Source organism: Myxococcus guangdongensis (assembly GCF_024198255.1).
GTDB lineage: Bacteria > Myxococcota > Myxococcia > Myxococcales > Myxococcaceae > Myxococcus > Myxococcus guangdongensis.
This window is the reverse complement of sequence record NZ_JAJVKW010000007.1, coordinates 17,258-34,561: the sequence shown is the minus strand read 5'-3', so window position 1 is coordinate 34,561 and position 17,304 is coordinate 17,258. Positions and strand designations below refer to the sequence as shown.

The window sequence follows — 17,304 nt, the reverse complement described above, 5'->3', positions numbered from 1 at the left end:
TCTCTGCAAAACTACACCCGTGCTATCAGCGTCGCCCGCACAACCCAGAAGGAGCACCATGGATCCGGCGACGAATCAAACCGCGGCAAAGAGTGGGGATTTGACGGTCAAGCAGGCGGGAATCGGCTTCCTCATCGTCGCCGCGATCCTCGGTGGAGTGGAGTGGGTGTCCAAGAGCGGCCTGGACGGCTCGGAACCCCAGACCTGGAGCGTCGCCGGAATCCCTGTCGCCGTCATCGCGGGCGTGCTCGGCGTCCTCGGGGTGGCCCTCACCCTCCTGGGAATCATCAAGAAGATCTGAGCAAGCGCCATGAACAAGACCGCCCTCTACGTCGCGATTGGCTGTGTCGTCGTGCTCGGTGGCATCATGGTCACAGCCATCGTCCTCAATGAGCAGGAGGCCGCGCAGGTCCGCACCGACGGCGTGCGCGTCTCCGCCACCGTGCTCGAGACCTCCTCCAACAAGACGGGCTGGAGCAGCCGCACGGGCGACAAGATCTCCTACTGCGTGCGGCTCGCCTTCAAGACCCAGAAGGGCGAAGAGGCCAAGGGGACCAACTGCAACCTGTCCCAGGAGACCTGGGCCGCCCTGAAGCAAGGCGACACGGTGGACGCCGTGTACATCCCTGGCACCCTCTACGCCATCGAGGGCGAGCACACGGCCGAAGTGAGCCTGTGGTCCCAGGTCGCGCCGTAAGCCCGCCATACCGTTGCCCAGGAAGTCGGGACGCGCGTCAGTGATGAGCGCGTTGCTTGTCGGTCGCGCGTTGCTGGAGCTGTGACAACAACAGACGCGCGGACGCCACGTTGGTCGCGCACGGCGTATCGTAGACGTCGCAGGCGCGGACCAGGGCGTTGATATCCGGTTCGTGCGGCTGCGGCGTCATCCGGTCGCGCAGGAAGATGACGCAGTCGACCCTGCCTTCCACCAGCAGCGCGCCGATCTGCAGGTCGCCACCGAAAGGACCGGAGTGCTTCCGGTCCACCTTCAGTCCCAGCTCATCGGACAGGCGACCGCCGGTGGTGCCGGTGGCGATGACCGTGCATGTCGAGAGGAAGGCCCTGTACTCAGTGGCCAGGGCAACCATGTCGTCCTTCTTCGTATCGTGAGCAATCAGCGCGATGCAAAACGGCATTCTGGCTCCCTGACACCATCCGTCTCCTGTTTGATTCGAGGACATCAAGTTAAGGCCAGACGACCACGCAGCATCGCAAAGGGCAGGAGGGCGTCGCTCAGGAGTCGAATCCACGGCGCGCGCTGTCGAGTAGCCTCCAGTTCAATTGGACGCGTCGCTGATGCTTCGTGAAACACAGTCATCGACCGCCTGGCGCATGGCGGGGCAAGGACTTGCCTCCACCCAGACTCCATGCGGGCGCCATCGGACAGGGCGTCGATTGGGCAGGGTTGACCCACGGCGGACCCTTCTTCACGAAAGTTGGATTTCCTTCGAGCAGCCGGCCGGTGCGGGGGTTATCAGGCGAGCCCATCGGTCGGGAGCACGCATCGCCGGCTCCCCTCCCCCAGGAGGCACACATGAAGATTGGCATCATTGGTGCGGGCAACATCGGCGCAACGCTGGCGCGCAAGTGGGTGAAGCTGGGGCACGAGGTCTCCCTGGCGAACTCGCGTGGACCGGAGTCGCTCCGGGAGCTCGCGAAGGAGATCGGCGCCAAGGCCGTCACGGCGGAGCAGGCGGCGAGAAGTGGCGAGGTCGTGGTCTTCACCATCCCCCAGCGCGCGGTGCTGGACGTACAGAAGAGCCTCTTCGAGGGCGTGCCCGCCGACGTGGTCGTCATCGACACCGGCAACTACTACCCGACCCGAGACGGCTCCATCCCCGCGCTCGAGGCAGGCCAGACGGAGAGCGTCTGGGTCAGCGAGCGGCTCGGCAGGCCGGTGGTCAAGGCCTTCAACAACATCTACTCCCATTCCCTCGCGGAGAAGAGCCAGCCCCCAGGCACGCCGGGCCGCATCGCGCTCCCCGTCGCGGGCGCGGCCGAGGCCAAGGCCAAGGTCCTGCGTCTCATCGACGCGCTCGGCTTCGACCCGGTCGACGCGGGAGACCTCGAGGGCTCCTGGCGTCAGCAGCCAGGCACGCCCTGCTACACCCAGGATCTCGACGCGCCGAAGCTGAAGGCCGCCCTCGCCGCCTCGGACCGGAGCCGCATCCCCGAGTATCGCAAGGCCGCGGATGACGCGGCGAAGCCCTACTTCATCGCGCAGGGCCCGCGAAAGCCGTAGCGCGCGTCGGGAAGAAAGCACCACCGCCCACAGCCCGTTTTTGAAGGGCTGTGCGTATTCCTTCTGGACCGAGGCGCTCGCGGCCACCGACACACGGTCCGCGAGCGCCTGGCGGCTGTCGTGTCTTTCATCCTGAACCTTCGTCGCTCGAGCAGCCCGATGCGTCGCGCCCGCCCTGGGCGTCACCCGTGAGCAGACACACCATGCAGATGCGAAACTGGCTCGTCTCGACCGTGCTGGGCCTTGGCCTCGTTGGGGGCGCTGGATGCGGGCCCCAAGAGGATGGACAGACGCCTGGAGTCCCCGCGGACCCCACCCAGCCGGAGCCCCCACGGGAAGAGGTGGATGGCAGGGTCTCCGCCATGGCCGCGACAGGCATCTCCTGGGCGGACTTCTCCGCGACGCAGGTGAAGTATGTCTTCTCCTGCGCCACCAGCGTCTACGCGCACTCATGTGCGTTCTGCGCCGCCGACGGCTTGTACTCCGCGGAGTACTTCACCAGTGGCTGCACCTCGCCGGGAGACATCACGAACCGGTGCTTCACGTGTGACAAGGCGCTCTTCCCGGTGACGGAGCGGGTCGAGCTGCCGGACGGGGACCTCATCGACGTGACCATCGACCACGGCATCGCGGCCTCGAACGTGGTCGAGTTCCGGCTCCAGTCCGCGTCGGGCATCGGCCGCTGGAAGCAGGTGACCGTCCTCAGCAGCAGCCAGCCGTGGAAGGTGTGGAACGAGTCCGGCAGCAGTTGGTGCAACTGGCCGTCGCCGTCGACCGCCAACTGCGACACCAACTCGGAGTGGTCGAGCATCGTGCTGGACCCGTCGACCCGGTTCCTCTTCAGCAAGTCGAAGGGCCTCTTCGGAACCCATACCGACGTGTATGAGCTCTCGAACCTCTCGGCGCGGCTCACCGGCGGGGATCGCGTGACGTTCCGCTGGGTCCAGGACTGAGCGGCGCCGCCGCGCTCACTTCACCAGGCGCAGCACCGCCTGGACCGCGCGCTCTGTTCCGTCCACGCCCTCCAGCGAGGCGGCGAGCGCGCGGGCCCGGGTCCTGACGGAGGGCTCCAGGAGCCGGGAGAGCGCGCTGGCGACCGAGGTGGCCTCCAGCGAGGAAGGCAGCACCGCGCGCCCCACACCGAGCCGCTCCACGCGACACGCGTTCGCGAGCTGATCTCCACCGAAAGGAATCACCACCATGGGGCGACCCGCGGCGAGTGACTCCTGCACGGTGTTGTTCCCGCCATGCGTCACCACGAAGTCCACGCGCCGCAGCAGGGGCACCTGGGGCACCTGACGGAACACGAGCGTGCGAGGGCCCGCGCGTCGCTCCAACCGTCCGAAGCTGGCGCCCGCGCTGACGACGGTGTGGACGTCATGTCGCGCCAGGCCGTCGAGGATGGCGTCGAACACGCGGGGCTGGCCGTTGAACACCGTCCCCAGCGACACGTACACGTAGCGGCGCTCCGGCTGGAGGGCGCGCAGCACGGGGTCGTCCTGGTCCGCGTCGCGCACGCGGGGAAGACAGGGGCCGGTCATCTCCACCGGGCCCGTGAGGGGCTTCAGGCCGGGCTCCAGCTCCGGAATCGTGGCCAGCAGGTTGAGGTCGTCGGAGATGGGCGCGGAGAGCAGCCCGCCCGGACGCAGGTGCACGCCCAGGGCGCGCGAGTCCCTGGCGACGCGCGCATCGAACCACTGGCCCAGCGCCTGGGTGGCCTGCTCCGCGCGCGCCCATGTCTCGTCGCGAGGCGCGTCGTCGGGAAGGCCGCTGCCGAAGGGAGACGCCCCCTCCACGGGGAACGGCAGCGCCGAGTGGTAGAGCGCCGCGTAGGGCCGCTTCGTCAGACGGGCCGCGAGCAGCGCGGCGGGCATGAGGTAGTCGCCGACCACCACGTCGATGCTGGACGCCTCGATTTCACGGGCGAGGTGGCGGGCCTGGGACTTCATCCCCGCGGTGAACAGACGGAGCGCCAGGGCCAGCTCGTCGACGCCGCGGGCGTGGGGGATGCGGGCGCCATACCAGAGCATGGAGGGCGCGGGCCGGAGACGGATGAGCCGGAGGCCGTCGCGTTGGATGGCCTGGGGCAGCGTCGTCGCCACGCGCAGGGGCTCGGGCCAGAGGTTGGAGACCGGGAGCGGCGGCGCGGCGAGGGCCATCGAGACCTCGTGCCCCAGCTCACGCAGCCGCACGCCCATGGCGCGCAGGGCGTTGGTGTGGCCCGCCGTGGGGTGGGCCGCCATGAGGATTTTCGACATGGGGGACACTTACCATCAACCGCGGCGGCGCCTCCGTGGCGCCCCGCCCTCCCCGGGCGCAGCAGCAGCAGGAGTCCCAGGGGACCGAGGAAGGCCGCGCCGCCCGCGCCCATCGAGCAGGCAAACCCGCCTCCGCCTATCTGGAGATCGTCGACGGGGTGGCACGCATCACCGAGCCCATTCTGGTCGACATCGTCCTGCCCCGCGTTGGAGAGCCGCGGGCAGTTGTCCACCACATCGGCGACGCCATCCCCATCGACATCCGCGTCGCACGCGTCTCCCAACGTGTCGTCGTCCAGGTCGAGCTGGTCGGGGTTCGAGACCCGGGCGCAGTTGTCGCGCTCGTTCAGCACGGCGTCGTCGTCGACATCGGGGTCGCAGGCATCGCCCTGACCATCCTCATCCAGGTCCCGCAGGTCGATGGCAAACGTCAGCCGACAGTTGTCCTGGCCATCATCGTGCCCATCTCCGTCCGAGTCCCTATCGATGACGTCTGGGTGGCCATCCTGGTCCGTGTCCACCGAAGAGCTGGAGAGACCTCGCTCCTCGTCGTCCAGGACGCCATCCCCGTCGGAGTCCTCATCCAGGGCGTCGATCTCCCCGTCTGCGTCGGTGTCACGAGGCGTCACGGCGCCCGCCCCGAACTCCTCCGCATCCGAGATGCCATCGCCATCCGAGTCCCCGTGCATCCAGTCGAGGGACCACCGTGTCTCGAGGTCATTGCTCAGCCCATCGCCGTCGGCATCCGAATCACATCCATCACCGACACCATCCCGGTCCAGGTCCGCCTGGCTGGGATTCCTCGTGAGCCGGCAGTTGTCGATGCGATCCTCCGCGCCGTCGTTGTCGCTGTCCGTGTCCCTGAAGTCAGGCAACCCATCCCTGTCGGAGTCCAACAACTGGCCTGGGAGCGCGCCTGTGTTCTCCACCTGGTCGGGCACGCCATCATCGTCGGAGTCGGGGTCGCGCGCATCCTGGACCCCGTCCCCGTCCGTATCGCGGCCGCGAGCGCCAGGGGCCAGCTCGAGGTCATCCCGGAGGGTGTCTCCATCCGAGTCCGCCGCGAGAGGATCCGTCCCCACCTCCAGCTCCGTCGCGTTCTCGAGGCCGTCCCCGTCCATGTCGGAGTCACAAGCATCACCCGGCCCGTCCTCGTCCAGGTCGGACTGCGCCGCGTTCTCGATGAGGCGGCAGTTGTCGGTGCCGTCCCCCACGCCATCGTCGTCGCTGTCGGTGTCCCGGTAGTCCGGGACGAGGTCACCATCGGTGTCCCTGGGAGATGCCGGAGCCGGCCCCCTCTCCTCCGCGTCCGACACCCCATCTCCATCGGAGTCGTCATCCAGCGCGTCGAGGCGACCATCGCCGTCCGTGTCGTAGGGCGCCAGGGGGTCACCCAACTCGAGGGTGTCGGAGATGCCGTCGCCGTCCGTATCCGTGCGGCGTGGATCCGTTCCCACCCGGCCCTCCGTGTCGTTCGTCAGGCCGTCCCCGTCGAGGTCATCATCGCAGGTGTCGCCGAGCCCGTCCCTGTCCTGGTCCCGCTGCTCCGGGTTGGGCTTCAGCGGACAATTGTCCTGGGTGTCCTTCACCGAATCATTGTCGTCGTCATCATCACAGACATCTCCCAGGGCATCGCCGTCCGTGTCTCTTTGTCCCGGATTGGCGACCCACCGGCAGTTGTCGACATCGTCGAGGACCCCATCCTCGTCCGTATCCAGCGTGCAGACATTGCCGACGCCGTCGCGGCAATAGACCACCGCCACCTGGTCCACCACGGGCGTCCGGTTCTCCGTCGGCGTCAACCTCAGGCGGTAGTAGAACGACGCCCCTGACCATCCGAGCGACTCGAGTGAAAGGCGCTGCTCCAGCCCACGAGGGAGCGACGTCCATTGATGGGGTTGATGGTGCACGTCGTACCACTGCACCCCGTCCTGGCTGAACTGGACGGAGACGTCCGTGCCCGAGGGGAGCGAGCTCACGCTGAAGTCGAAGAAGTTGATGCTGCCTTGGGATTGGGTTCCTTCCAACAGGTTGGTGGACGTCACCAGGGCCGGGACGTAGGCGAGCGATTGGGTGTGAGCTCCGGGGACGGTGGTGCCTGTCGTTGAATGAGCGCGCAGCGCGATACGCCCGAGGCCGCCCGCTCCTCCTCGGTTTTCCGGGAAGTACTGCGAGGAGCCCCCCTGCCCACCCAAGGAGGTGACGCGTTGATTCCCCAAATCCATCGCATGGGCTTGAATCAAGATGGAGCCACCAGCGCCGCCGCCGCCTCCTCCTGTTTCGCGGATCCCCGTGGAGCCGTCGGCGCCTGCCACGTGAATGCTCCCATCCACCTCCACGACCTGCGCGGCGATGGCGATGATACCGCCGCCTGCGCCGCCCGCTCCCCCCGGGTCCGGGTTGTCGCCGTCGATGCCCCCGCTTCCTCCGCCGGGGCCGAGAAAGAGCTTCGAGAGGTCTTCGCGACCAAACAGCTCCCCTCCCTCGGCTCGGACCTTGCCGTAGTACCAGGTGTTGCGCTGCTCGCACTCACGCCACTCCGCCCCGCCCTGCTCGCCCCGGCCTCCATAACCGCCACCCCCGCCTCCTTGACCCGCGAGACAGCGATTGGCATCGCCACCGCCGCCAGCGCCCATGGACTGGGTCGCCCTGCCCTTGTCGGCATGTCGGGAGTCGGGGCCGTCGCCACGCAAGCCACCTCCGCCCCCTGCCGGAGCCCCCGCGCCGCCACGGTAGCCTCGTTCGCTCATGTCGATGGCCCCGGCGGAAGAGACCTTCAGGGTCTCATGCACCCGGAGGAAGAGCACCCCGCTGCGGTTCCCATCATGGGCCCCCGCCGAGAGTCTGGCGTTGCCGTCCAAGGTGACCGACGAGTAGTTGGGCACCCGCTGAACCACGACGATGTCTCGCGTGCCGTCGTAGGCATGGAGCAGGTTCGCGTCGAGGTGGAGGGTGGTGCCGGTGATGGCGGCGATGCGACGCGTCTCGTAGAGCCCCACGCTCGAGCTCGTGTCGACCGCGCCGTGGAGATTGATGATGAGGACCTCGTCACCCACGGAGAGCCCGTTCGGCGTGCCCGACAAGGAGATCCGGCCCTGGTTCGCGCCGACGAAGCCCTTCACCGGGTGGATGACCGCGTCGGGATGCTGGCGCCCGACGCACGAGTCGTCCGAGAGACTGAGCTCCCCCTCATCCCGTTTGCAAGCGCCGTCGGCCCCGGTGCCCAGGTCGACACCACCGAAGGAGCGCAGCGTCCCGCTCACCAGCGCATGCCCAGCAGAGGCGCTCCGGTTGATGCGGCTCGGGTTGTCGAAGCCGTCGGCGACCACCTGTCCCAGACTGCTCCGGGGCACGAGGGCCGCGATGAGCCCGGACGTGAGGAGGAGGACCCTCGTGAGGGGCTGTCTCGGAGCGCGGTCAGAGGTGGGACGAGCCCGTCGCGAGCCTCCGTGCCGCGGTCCTCGAAGCAGGAGCGCCAACAGTCCGAGGACGCCGAGGCAGGGAAAGGCTGGAGCCGTGGCGCAGCTCAAGCCGTAATGGCTCAACTGGATGACGAAGGCGTGGTTCTCGGAGACGTCACTGTCGTTTCCGGCGAGGTCCTCCGCCCGCACCTTGATGCGGTGGGGTCCGGTTCCCATCTCCACGGACAGGGTCAACCGCCAGTTCCCTTCTGAATCCGTCTGGACGGACCCCGCCGAGGCCTCCGCGTCATCCAGCCATACCTTCACCAGGCTTCCCGGCTCGGCGGTGCCTCCCAGGGTCGGTCGAAGGGTGCTCACATGGCCGCGTGGCTCGAGGATCCGCGGCGCCTCCGGTGCCAGGGTATCGACCGTGAAGGCATGCACCGGGCTGTCGGCGCTGAGGTCGCCAGCCTCTCCGAGTGCCACGGAGAACACCCGGTGCGTCCCCTCGGCCAGCTCCTTTTCGGAGGACAGGGACCACCAGCCGTGGTCATCCGCGGTGGTGGTTCCCAGGTCCTGCGTCTTGTCCTCCAGCCAGACGGTCACCTGACTCCTGGCCTCGGCCGTTCCTTCGAACAGGGGGCGACTGACGGTGGCGAAATCCCCGGGAGCGGAGAGCTGGGGCGCGGTGGGTTCCAGCCCTTGCACCCACAACATGGCGCCACCGTGGATGGCATTGGCCGTGACGCACAGGCGGTAGTGCCCCGGGCGCAGCGTCAGCGGGAGCTTGACGGCCAGGTGTGCCTCCGCCGCCGTCTGGACGGGCGCGAGCAGGGTGAGCGTCCCGCCCTCCACGGGAATCAAGCCGACCATCGGATGATTGGCGTTGGAGGACTGCGGGCCTCCCCCACTCGCCTCCGAGATGCCGTACAGCCCTTCGCCTCCGATGACGAGCGCTTCGCCCCGCATGGCGGTCACACGGGAGGGCGTCACGCTCGGACGCCATCGCGGGAGCGCCCCCGTGCTGTCATGGACTTCGGCGCGGGCCGAGCCCCCCCCCGACGACGAGCACCCGCCCGTCCATCAAGAGCGTCGCCGTGAAGCGACCATGTCGCTCCTCGGTCAATGGCGCGGTGGGCGTCCAACGGCGGGAGTCCGGGGAGTACACCTCCGCGCTGGAGAAGGCACCACTCGAATCGTTTCCTCCCATCAGGAGGACCCTCCCTCCTGGCAGCAGCGTCGCTGTATGGGATTGCCGCGGCCAGGACAGGGCCCCCTTCTCTTCCCACTTGTCGGTCGCGGGCTCGTACAGCTCCACGTGGGCCAGGGGCGCCAGGTCCGGACCCCACCCGCCAGCGACCAGCAGCCTCCCGCCGGAGAGCAACGTGGTGGTGTGTGCGTACCGCGCCTTGCTCAGCGGCGTGAACGGGAGCCACGCGTGCGTGACCGGCTCATAGACCTCCGCGGAGGGGGTGAGAGGGCCCGTGTCATCACGCCCGCCCAGCATGAGCACGCGCCCCCCGGGAAGCAGCGTGGCCGTGTGGGAGTACCGGGGGTGGTTCATCGACCGTGGAAGGGGCGTCCATCGGTTCGTCTGGGGGTCGTAGAGCTCCGCGCTCGACAGGGCCGCTGGGCCTTGCCCCCCCGCGACCAATACCCGCCCCCCCGGAAGCAGCGTGGCGGTATGGGAATGCCGGGGCTGGTTCATCGCGGGGAGCGCCGTCCACGCGCCGGTGCACGGATCGTAGGCCTCCACGCTGGCGAGCGGGGCCTGGGCGGACTCGCCTCCCGCGACGAGCACCGTTCCGTTCACCAACAGGGTCGCGGTGTGACGGCTGCGCGCTTCTCGCAGCGAAGGCGCCGCGGCGAAACGGCCGACCTTTGAGGCATAGCGCTCCACGGTGGCGAGCGGTGCCCGACCCGCGTCCTGGCCTCCCACCACGAGGACGTCACCGTCGGGCAGCAGCGTCGCCGTATGGTGCCAGCGGTCCTGGGTCAGCGGACCGGTGGCGAGGAACTGGTCCAGGCCTGGATCGAACACCTCCACGCTCTTGGAGAGACCGATGGTGGGAATCCCATCCCGTCCGCCAGCCACGAGCACCCTGCCGCTGGGCAGCAGCGTCGCCGTATGCGCCTCACGGGCTCCGGAAAGAGGCGGAGCCTCGCGCCACCTCCCCGAGGCAGGCTCATAGAGCTCCGCGCTGACCAGGGGCTCGCGTGTTCCCGAGCCACCGGTGATGAGCACCTGGCCTGACGACAACAGGGTGGCGGAGTGTCCTGAGCGCCTCTGGAGGAGCGCGGGGCTCGCGGTCCAGGTGTTCCTGGACACGTCATAGACGAGGACTTCGTCGAGGGGACCGGTCTCGGTCAGTCCGCCGGTGAGCAGGACCTGCCCATCCGGCAGCAGCGTCGCCGTATGTCCCGCACGGGGGCGAATGGGTGCCACCGCCTCCCACCGGTTCAGGCCCGGGTCATAGATTTCCGAGACACCCAGGAAGGCGCCTTCTCCGCTGAGCCCGCCCGTGACGAGCACCCGTCCGTCGGACAGCAGCGTCGCCGTGTGAGCGCCGCGAAACGCGTTCACGCTCGAGGTCTCCGACCAACGGTCCTCGACCGGGTCGTAGAGCTCCGCGGTCCGGGCGAAGCCCGTGGAGCTCGCCGCGCCGCCGGTCACCAGCACCTTGCCGTCGCGCAAGAGGGTCGCGGTATGCGTGGCGCGGCCGATGTGCAGCCCCGTGACCTTCCGCCACGAGCCGAGAGCCGGGAGATAGATCTCCACGTCGCGGAGGGCGACGGAGTGGTTCGAGGCCTCATCGAGGGTCGCGCCACCCGCGATCAGGACCGCGCCCGAGGGGAGGAGCGTGGCGGAGTGTCGGTAGCGTGCGCTGGCCATGCGCGCCGTCTCTCGCCAGAGCCCGGTGGCCGGGTCATGAAGCTCCGCGCTGGCGAGCGGGTTTCCTTCGACATCCATCCCGCCCGTGATCAGCAGCTCCCCGGAAGGCAGCAGCGTGGTCGTGTGCCCATAGCGCCCCGTCTTCAAGGGGAAGGTCGTGCTCCAGTTCCCGGCGCCGGGCTCGAAGGACTCCACGGTGGCGAGCGTGCCGTCCAGTCGGATCGCGCCGCCGGTGACCAGCACCCGGCCCGAGGGGAACACCGTCACGCCGTGGGCGAAACGAGCCGTGCTCATCGAGCCCAGGATGCGCCAGCGCTTCGTGTCCGGCTCGTAGAGTTCGATGCTGGAGAGGGGCGCCAGTTCGGTCTGCGCGCCCCCGACGACCAGCACCATGCCGGAAGGCAGGCTCACGGCCACGTGGAGGCTGCGGGCCGTGTTCAGGGGCCCGGCGGCGCTCCATTGCTGGGTGACCGGATCATAGAGCTCCGACTCGTCGTGAATCCGTCCATCAGCGCTCGCGCCACCGGTGACCAGCACCTGCCCCGAAGGCAGCGCCGTGGCGGTGTGCCAGAAGCGGGCCGTGAGCAGCGGTCTCGTCAGGCGCCATTCATTCGTGGCGGGGTCGAACACCTCGGCGCTGTTCAGCCCCGTCTGGATTCCCGGATCCCCCGCGGCGATCAGCACCTTGCCATCGGGCAGCGGGGTCGCCGTGTGCGTGAAGCGCCTGAACGCCATGGACAGGAGCACCGTCGAGATCTGCGTCTCGGGGTCATAGAGTTCCACGCTGTCCAGCGAGGGCTGCGTCCGGCTCACCAGCCCTCCGGTGACGAGCACCTTGCCGTTGGGGAGCAACGTCGCGGTGTGGAGGAAGCGCTGTTGCTTCAGCGGCTGGAGGACTTCCCATCGCTCCAGGTGGGGGTCATAGCGCTCCACGCGAGCCAGCGCGCCCTCGTTGCTCGTCCCGCCGATGACCAGGACCTTGCCGTTGCCCAACAGGGTCGCGGTGTGGCCACCCCGGGCGTGCGGCAGCGGCGGCAGGGCCCTCCAGCGGCCTGAGTCGGGCTCGAAGAGCTCCACCCCGGTGATGGGCTCGATGCCAAAGGGAGACGAGCCTCCGCCCACGACCAGCAGCCGGCCATCCTTCAGCAGGGTCGCCGTGTGGCCGCCTCGCGCCGTCAGCAGGGGGCGAATGGCGCTCCACTGCCCCGTCGTGCCCGCCAGCCTCGCGCCGCGCCGGGAGTCCTGGAGTGGAGGCCCGTCCGGCGGGTCATTGCGCGGCGGGGCATCACACGCACTCCAGAGCAGCGCTGACACCATCACGAGCAGCAGGCCTGGGATCCGCCAGCCTGAGGGAAAGTCAATCCATCGCGGCAAGGTGCACATCCTCTCGAGCTCGTCCGAGCTGTTGCGCTGGCGGCAGTGCAACCGCTACGCCGGACAAGGAGGACGCCCCACCGGGAGGGAGCGGGCGGGTCGTGGCGCCAGGGCCACGCCACTGACGCGTCATTTGCGCGTCAGCGCCGATTCACGGAGGGCCGGTCCCCGGAAGCGCGCCCCCGGGCCGAGGAACAGGGACATGGACCCCGACAGAGGACGAGGGCTAGAACCGGCGCGCCACCCGACTCACGGAGGCAGGCCCTCTTGATGCACCTGCGCAACGTCACGGACGAAGACCTCCCCCACTTCTTCGAGCACCAACGCGACGAGGTCGCGCTGCACATGGCCGCGTTCCCGACACGGGAGCGCGAGGCCTTCATGGCGCACTGGCGCACGAAGGTCCTGATCCCCCAGAACGTCACCCGAACCATCGTCGTCGACGAGCAGGTCGCCGGATACATCAGCAGTTGGGAGCAGAACGGCGAGCGCCTCATCGCCTATTGGGTCGGCCGTGAGCACTGGGGCCAGGGCATCGCGACCCGCGCGCTGTCGGAGTTCCTCGCGCTGGAGCCCACGCGTCCGCTGCACGCGTGCGTCGCCTCCCACAACGTCGGGTCCATCCGCGTCCTCGAGAAGTGTGGCTTCCGCGTGGAGCCCCAGCAGAACGCGCAGCACGAGGACGGCGTCGTCGAGCTGTTCATGACCCTGAAGGCATAACAGTCCGCGCGCGCCTCCATCATCGCCTCACCACGACGTTTCCAGACAGCCCTTCGTCCGAGGTCCGCGTTCGACCTCGGACACGCGCGCGCCACACCCCGCGAGGCTGTCCGCGCAGCAACGCTCAACGCCTGAGAATCGCTGTCACGCCCGTGCGCGGTGCCTACCGTCGTCGTCCGCTCGGCTCTCGCCCCATCTGGCGCGAGTCGCTCCGGAGGGCGGCATCGGCCCATGTCGCCCCGTCATCTCCCGACGAGGAGGACCCATGTCGTCGCACGGCCTCAACCGCTTCGCCCTTCCCTTCCTGTTCATCCTCGCGTCCGCCCTGCTGTTCCCATCGCCGGGCCAGGGCGCGGAAACGCGCTACACCTCACGCAAGCCCGCCCCCTGTGGCGTCAACCGCGAGCTGTACCTGGGCACCTACAAGGGCCGCGTGTTCAAGGAATGGCAGACACCGCTCACCGACACGCAGCTCAAGGACCCGCTGATCCGCATGGCCAATGACGCCCTGCTCAAGAACAACTACACGCTCACCGTGCGCTTCCACCGCGATGAGCGGGGCGCCTACTGGGCGGACACCCACGTGCAGTTCGACAGCCTGAACCCGGACACCGTGGGCCCCAGCCACAACGACACCAGCGACTACGTGCTCGACCTGGAGCGCACCCCCGCCAAGGTGGAGTTCATCGTCACCCGCCGCCCCGCGAAGTCCTACCCCGTCCGTCCCCAGGAGCCACCCCGCACCGCCGGAATCGAGAAGACCGCCTCGCGCGCCAGGGCCCCCCAGCAGCACACGCTCGTCTTCAAGGAGACACTCGCCCTGGACGCCCTGGACTGCGACAGCACCGGCGTCCCCCAGCGGCTGCTCTTCACCCGGACCGTGGGCGGCTATCAGCCCATCGTCGAGACCCGGGAGCTGTTCCGGGTGAAATAGACCCGAGAAGCCCCGCGTTGAGGGGACGCGGCGCCTTTCGCCCGCTCATTTCCTGAAGGACGCTTTCGTCCCGGCCGACCCCCGTTTGACAGGGAGGGGAATCGACTGACAAAGAGACCTTCATGGACCTGTTCCCCTCCGCCTGGCAACTCTGGATTGCCGCCGCCCTCGTCTTCGGGGTGCTGGAGCTCAAGCTCACCGGCTTCGGGCTCGTGTGGTTCTCGGCCGGGGCGCTCGTCGCCTCGCTCGCCGCGGCCCTGGGGCTGACCTTCCTGCTCCAGCTCGCGCTCTTCAGCGTCGTGGCCATCGGGTTGATCGCCGCCTCGCGCACCCTGTTCAAGAACCTTTTCATGCGGGATGCCTCGCATTTGAAGACGGGCATCGAGGCCATGGTGGGGCAAGAGGCCGTGGTGACGGAGGCCATCGACGCGCCTCACGGCGGCACGGTGCGCATCAACGGCGAGCTGTGGATGGCCCGCTCGCTGACGGGCGCCATCCTCGCCGGCGAGCTCGTCACGGTGGAGCAGGTCGAAGGACTCAAGCTTTGGGTGCGCCGCCCCTCGGCGACGATGTCATCGGTTCCCCCCGGGGGACAGAACCAGGAGAAGCGCTGATGGACGCAGGGACGGTTGTACTTCTACTCGCCGTGGTGGGCGCGCTGGGCTTCCTGCTCTACACCTGCGTGCGCATCGTTCCCCAGGCCAAGGTCATGGTGGTGGAGCGTCTGGGCAAGTTCCACGACGTGGCCACCAGCGGCCTCAACATCCTCATCCCGTTCATCGACAGCCCCCGCCCCATCGAGATGCGCACGGGCAACCGCTACATGCGCAGCACCATGGTGGACCTGCGTGAGCAGGTCATGGGCTTCGAGACGGTGCAGGTCATCACCCACGACAACGTCAACATGGAGGTCGGCTCGGTCATCTACTACCAGATCGTCGACCCCGCGAAGGCGCTGTACCAGGTGGAGAACCTGGCGCTGGCCATCGAGCAGCTCACCATGACGAACCTGCGCAACGTCATGGGCGGCCTGACGCTGGACCAGACGTTGACCAGCCGCGAGACGGTGAACACGCGTCTGCGCATGGTGCTGGACGAGGCCACGGAGAAGTGGGGCGTGAAGGTGACGCGCGTGGAGCTGCGTGAAATCGAGCCGCCCCAGGCCATCAAGTCCGCCATGGCCAAGCAGATGACCGCCGAGCGCGAGCGCCGCGCCGAGGTGACCAAGGCCGAGGGTGACAAGGCCGCCGCCATCCTCCAGGCCGAGGGCGAGAAGATCTCCCGCATCCTGCGCGCCGAGGCCGAGCGCGACGCGGAGATCGCCCGCGCCGAGGGCCACAAGCGCGCCACCATGCTGGAGGCCGAGGGCAAGGCGGAGGCCACGCGCCTCACCTTCGAGGCCATCCACAATGGCCGCGCCACCCCTGAGATCCTCGCGCTGCGCTACATGGAGACCCTCCAGGAGATGAGCAAGGGGGACAACAAGATGTTCATCCCCTACGAGGCCACCGCCACGCTCGGCGCCGTCTCCGCGCTCAAGGAGGTCTTCTTCAAGGACGAGGAGGCCACCAAGGCGAAGGTTCCCGCCCAGCGTCAGGCGCCCACCGCCGCGGCCCTCAGCGCGCAGGCGATTGCCCGGGGCAACGTGCTCTCCGAGTCCGCCACGCTCGCCGGCGTCCCCGCCGTGCCGCCGCGGCGCCCTCGCCCGCCCTCCGAGCAGGACGAGTAGTCCCGCCGTCGTCTGGAAGGCTCCACGCCCGCCGTCACACCTGGACGGCGGGCACGTCGGAGTTGCAATCCACCCCCACGCGCGTCATAGATTGAAGGCACGCATCCACCGGAGGGCCTGACAACCCCTCCCTACGCGAGGTCGATTCACCCTTGAGGCAGAACCGCTGAGTCCCAGGTCGTTCCGGTCGTCATCGCGCTGAGCCGCCTCGTGCGGGCTCGCGCCCTGGATTCAGGAGTTCGCCTCAGATGTCATCCCTCCGCGCGCACCGCGTGTCGTACGCCTATTCCGACGCTGTCTCCGTCCTCTCCGAAGTCGACTTCCACCTGCCCGCTGGCTGGACAGGGCTCGTGGGCGCCAATGGTGCTGGCAAGTCCACGCTCCTCCGCCTGCTGGCCGGAGAGCTGACACCCACCGAGGGGCACCTCCAGTTCGAGCCGCCCTCCCCCACCCTGCGGCTGTGCCGGCAGGAGGTCGAGGCGCTCACGCCCGACATCACCGAGTTCGCCGAGTCCTGGGACTCGCTCGCGCGGCGGCTGCATGGGCAGCTGGGATTGGATGTCTCCGCGTTGGAGCGTTGGTCCACGCTGTCACCAGGGGAGCGCAAGCGCTGGCAGGTGGGCGCGGCGCTCGCGGCCGAGCCGCACGTGCTGCTGCTCGACGAGCCCACCAACCACCTGGACGCCGAGGCCCGGGCCTGGCTCGTCTCCGCGCTCAAGCGCTTCAAGGGCGTGGGCGTGGTGGTGTCGCATGACCGGCCGCTGCTCGAGTCGCTCACCACGGGCACCTTGCGTGTGCAGGGTGGCGACGCGCGGCTGTGGCCCGGGGCCTACTCCGCGGCGAAGCAGCACTGGGAGGCCGAGCGTGAGGCGGAGCTGGGCGCCTATCAACAGGCCCGCGCGGAGCAGAAACGCGCGGCCCGGATGCTGGACCAGGCCCGGCGAGAGCAGGCCTCCGCGGACGCGGGGCGCAGCACCCGCAAGCGGCTCAAGGACAAGAACGACAACGACGCGCGCTCCATGGGCGCGTCCGTCGTCGCCGGCTGGGCGGAGAACCATGCGGGCCGCCGCGTGGGCATCCTCCGTCGGGAGCTCGAGCGCGTCAGCGAGGCGGTGGGCGAGTTCCACGCGGACAAGACGATGGGGCGCTCCATCTTCGTCGACTACGTTCGCTCGCCCAACCCGTGGCTCATCACGGTGGACGTACCGGAGCTGCGCGTCGGGGACGTGCCGCTGCTGGGCCCGGTGAAGTTGTCGGTGGGCCGCGAGGCGCGCGTGCGCATCGAGGGCCCCAACGGGGCGGGCAAGAGCACCCTGGTGCGCGCGCTGCTCGAGAACACCCGCGTTCCGCGCGAGCGCATCCTGTACCTGCCGCAGGACGTGGGCGCCGAGGAGGCCCGGGCCACCCTGGACGCGGTGCGCGCGCTGCCTCCCGAGGAGAAGGGCCGCGTGTTGTCGCTCGTGGCCGCGCTCGGCGTGGACCCGGAGCGACTGCTCGGCTCGGAGCAGCCGTCCCCCGGTGAGGTGCGCAAGCTGCTCATCGCGCGGGGCTTGGGACAGCACGCCTGGGCGCTGGTGCTCGACGAGCCCACCAACCATCTGGACCTGCCCTCCATCGAGCGACTGGAGGCGGCCCTGCGCGAGTACCCCGGCGCGCTGCTGCTGGTGAGTCACGACTCCGCCTTCGCGCGCGCCTGCACCACCGAGTGCTGGCGCGTGGAGCACGGCCAGGTGGAGGTCACGAGCGGGTGAGG

13 protein-coding genes are annotated in these 17,304 nt (G+C 68.9%); 9 read left to right on the top strand and 4 right to left on the bottom strand.

Going from position 1 to position 17,304, the window contains the following annotated elements:
* Positions 1-58: 58 nt before the first annotated feature.
* Positions 59-301: a hypothetical protein gene (locus tag LXT21_RS22130; protein ID WP_254040160.1), complete on the top strand. Its 243-nt coding sequence runs from the start codon at positions 59-61 to the stop codon at positions 299-301.
* Positions 302-310: 9 nt separating this feature from the next.
* Positions 311-697: a DUF3592 domain-containing protein gene (locus tag LXT21_RS22125; protein WP_254040159.1), complete on the top strand. Its 387-nt coding sequence runs from the start codon at positions 311-313 to the stop codon at positions 695-697.
* 37 nt (positions 698-734) lie between these two features.
* Here LXT21_RS22125 and LXT21_RS22120 read toward each other — a convergent pair whose 3' ends face one another.
* Positions 735-1,136: a methylglyoxal synthase gene (locus LXT21_RS22120; protein WP_254040158.1), complete on the bottom strand. Its 402-nt coding sequence runs from the start codon at positions 1,134-1,136 to the stop codon at positions 735-737.
* 398 nt (positions 1,137-1,534) lie between these two features.
* On the opposite strand from LXT21_RS22120, the gene LXT21_RS22115 reads away from it, so the two are divergent.
* Both LXT21_RS22115 and LXT21_RS22110 read left to right on the top strand, forming a co-directional pair.
* A complete protein-coding gene (locus LXT21_RS22115) occupies positions 1,535-2,242 on the top strand; it encodes an NADPH-dependent F420 reductase (protein WP_254040157.1) in 708 nt (235 codons plus the stop codon).
* 362 nt (positions 2,243-2,604) lie between these two features.
* Positions 2,605-3,195, top strand: a complete 591-nt coding sequence (locus LXT21_RS22110; protein ID WP_254040156.1) for a hypothetical protein — start codon at positions 2,605-2,607, stop codon at positions 3,193-3,195.
* Between the two features lie 15 nt (positions 3,196-3,210).
* Here LXT21_RS22110 and LXT21_RS22105 read toward each other — a convergent pair whose 3' ends face one another.
* From LXT21_RS22105 to LXT21_RS22095, 3 genes are read right to left on the bottom strand one after another with little or no spacing between them, the layout of a single operon-like run.
* Positions 3,211-4,272 carry a glycosyltransferase gene (locus LXT21_RS22105; RefSeq protein ID WP_254040155.1) on the bottom strand — a complete coding sequence of 354 codons (1,062 nt, stop codon included), beginning with the start codon at positions 4,270-4,272 and terminating at the stop codon, positions 3,211-3,213.
* The gene (locus LXT21_RS22100; protein ID WP_254040154.1) at positions 4,188-8,894 is read right to left on the bottom strand and encodes a thrombospondin type 3 repeat-containing protein; all 4,707 of its coding nucleotides are present in this window, start codon (positions 8,892-8,894) and stop codon (positions 4,188-4,190) included. Before LXT21_RS22100 ends, LXT21_RS22105 begins: the two co-directional genes overlap by 85 nt.
* A gap of 34 nt (positions 8,895-8,928) precedes the next feature.
* Positions 8,929-12,111 carry a kelch repeat-containing protein gene (locus LXT21_RS22095; RefSeq protein WP_254040482.1) on the bottom strand — a complete coding sequence of 1,061 codons (3,183 nt, stop codon included), beginning with the start codon at positions 12,109-12,111 and terminating at the stop codon, positions 8,929-8,931.
* A gap of 327 nt (positions 12,112-12,438) precedes the next feature.
* On the opposite strand from LXT21_RS22095, the gene LXT21_RS22090 reads away from it, so the two are divergent.
* The 5 genes from LXT21_RS22090 (at position 12,439) to LXT21_RS22070 (ending at position 17,302) form a co-directional block, all read left to right on the top strand.
* Positions 12,439-12,888, top strand: a complete 450-nt coding sequence (locus LXT21_RS22090; RefSeq protein WP_254040153.1) for a GNAT family N-acetyltransferase — start codon at positions 12,439-12,441, stop codon at positions 12,886-12,888.
* 265 nt (positions 12,889-13,153) lie between these two features.
* Complete coding sequence (locus LXT21_RS22085; protein WP_254040152.1) at positions 13,154-13,822, top strand: hypothetical protein; 669 nt, start codon at positions 13,154-13,156, stop codon at positions 13,820-13,822.
* 122 nt (positions 13,823-13,944) lie between these two features.
* The gene (locus tag LXT21_RS22080) at positions 13,945-14,436 is read left to right on the top strand and encodes an NfeD family protein (protein WP_254040151.1); all 492 of its coding nucleotides are present in this window, start codon (positions 13,945-13,947) and stop codon (positions 14,434-14,436) included.
* Positions 14,436-15,551 (top strand): SPFH domain-containing protein, encoded by a 1,116-nt coding sequence (locus tag LXT21_RS22075; protein WP_254040150.1) that lies wholly within the window; start codon positions 14,436-14,438, stop codon positions 15,549-15,551. The genes LXT21_RS22080 and LXT21_RS22075 overlap by 1 nt, the downstream gene beginning before the upstream one ends.
* A gap of 248 nt (positions 15,552-15,799) precedes the next feature.
* Positions 15,800-17,302, top strand: a complete 1,503-nt coding sequence (locus LXT21_RS22070) for an ATP-binding cassette domain-containing protein (RefSeq protein ID WP_254040149.1) — start codon at positions 15,800-15,802, stop codon at positions 17,300-17,302.
* The last annotated feature ends 2 nt before the right edge of the window (positions 17,303-17,304 follow it).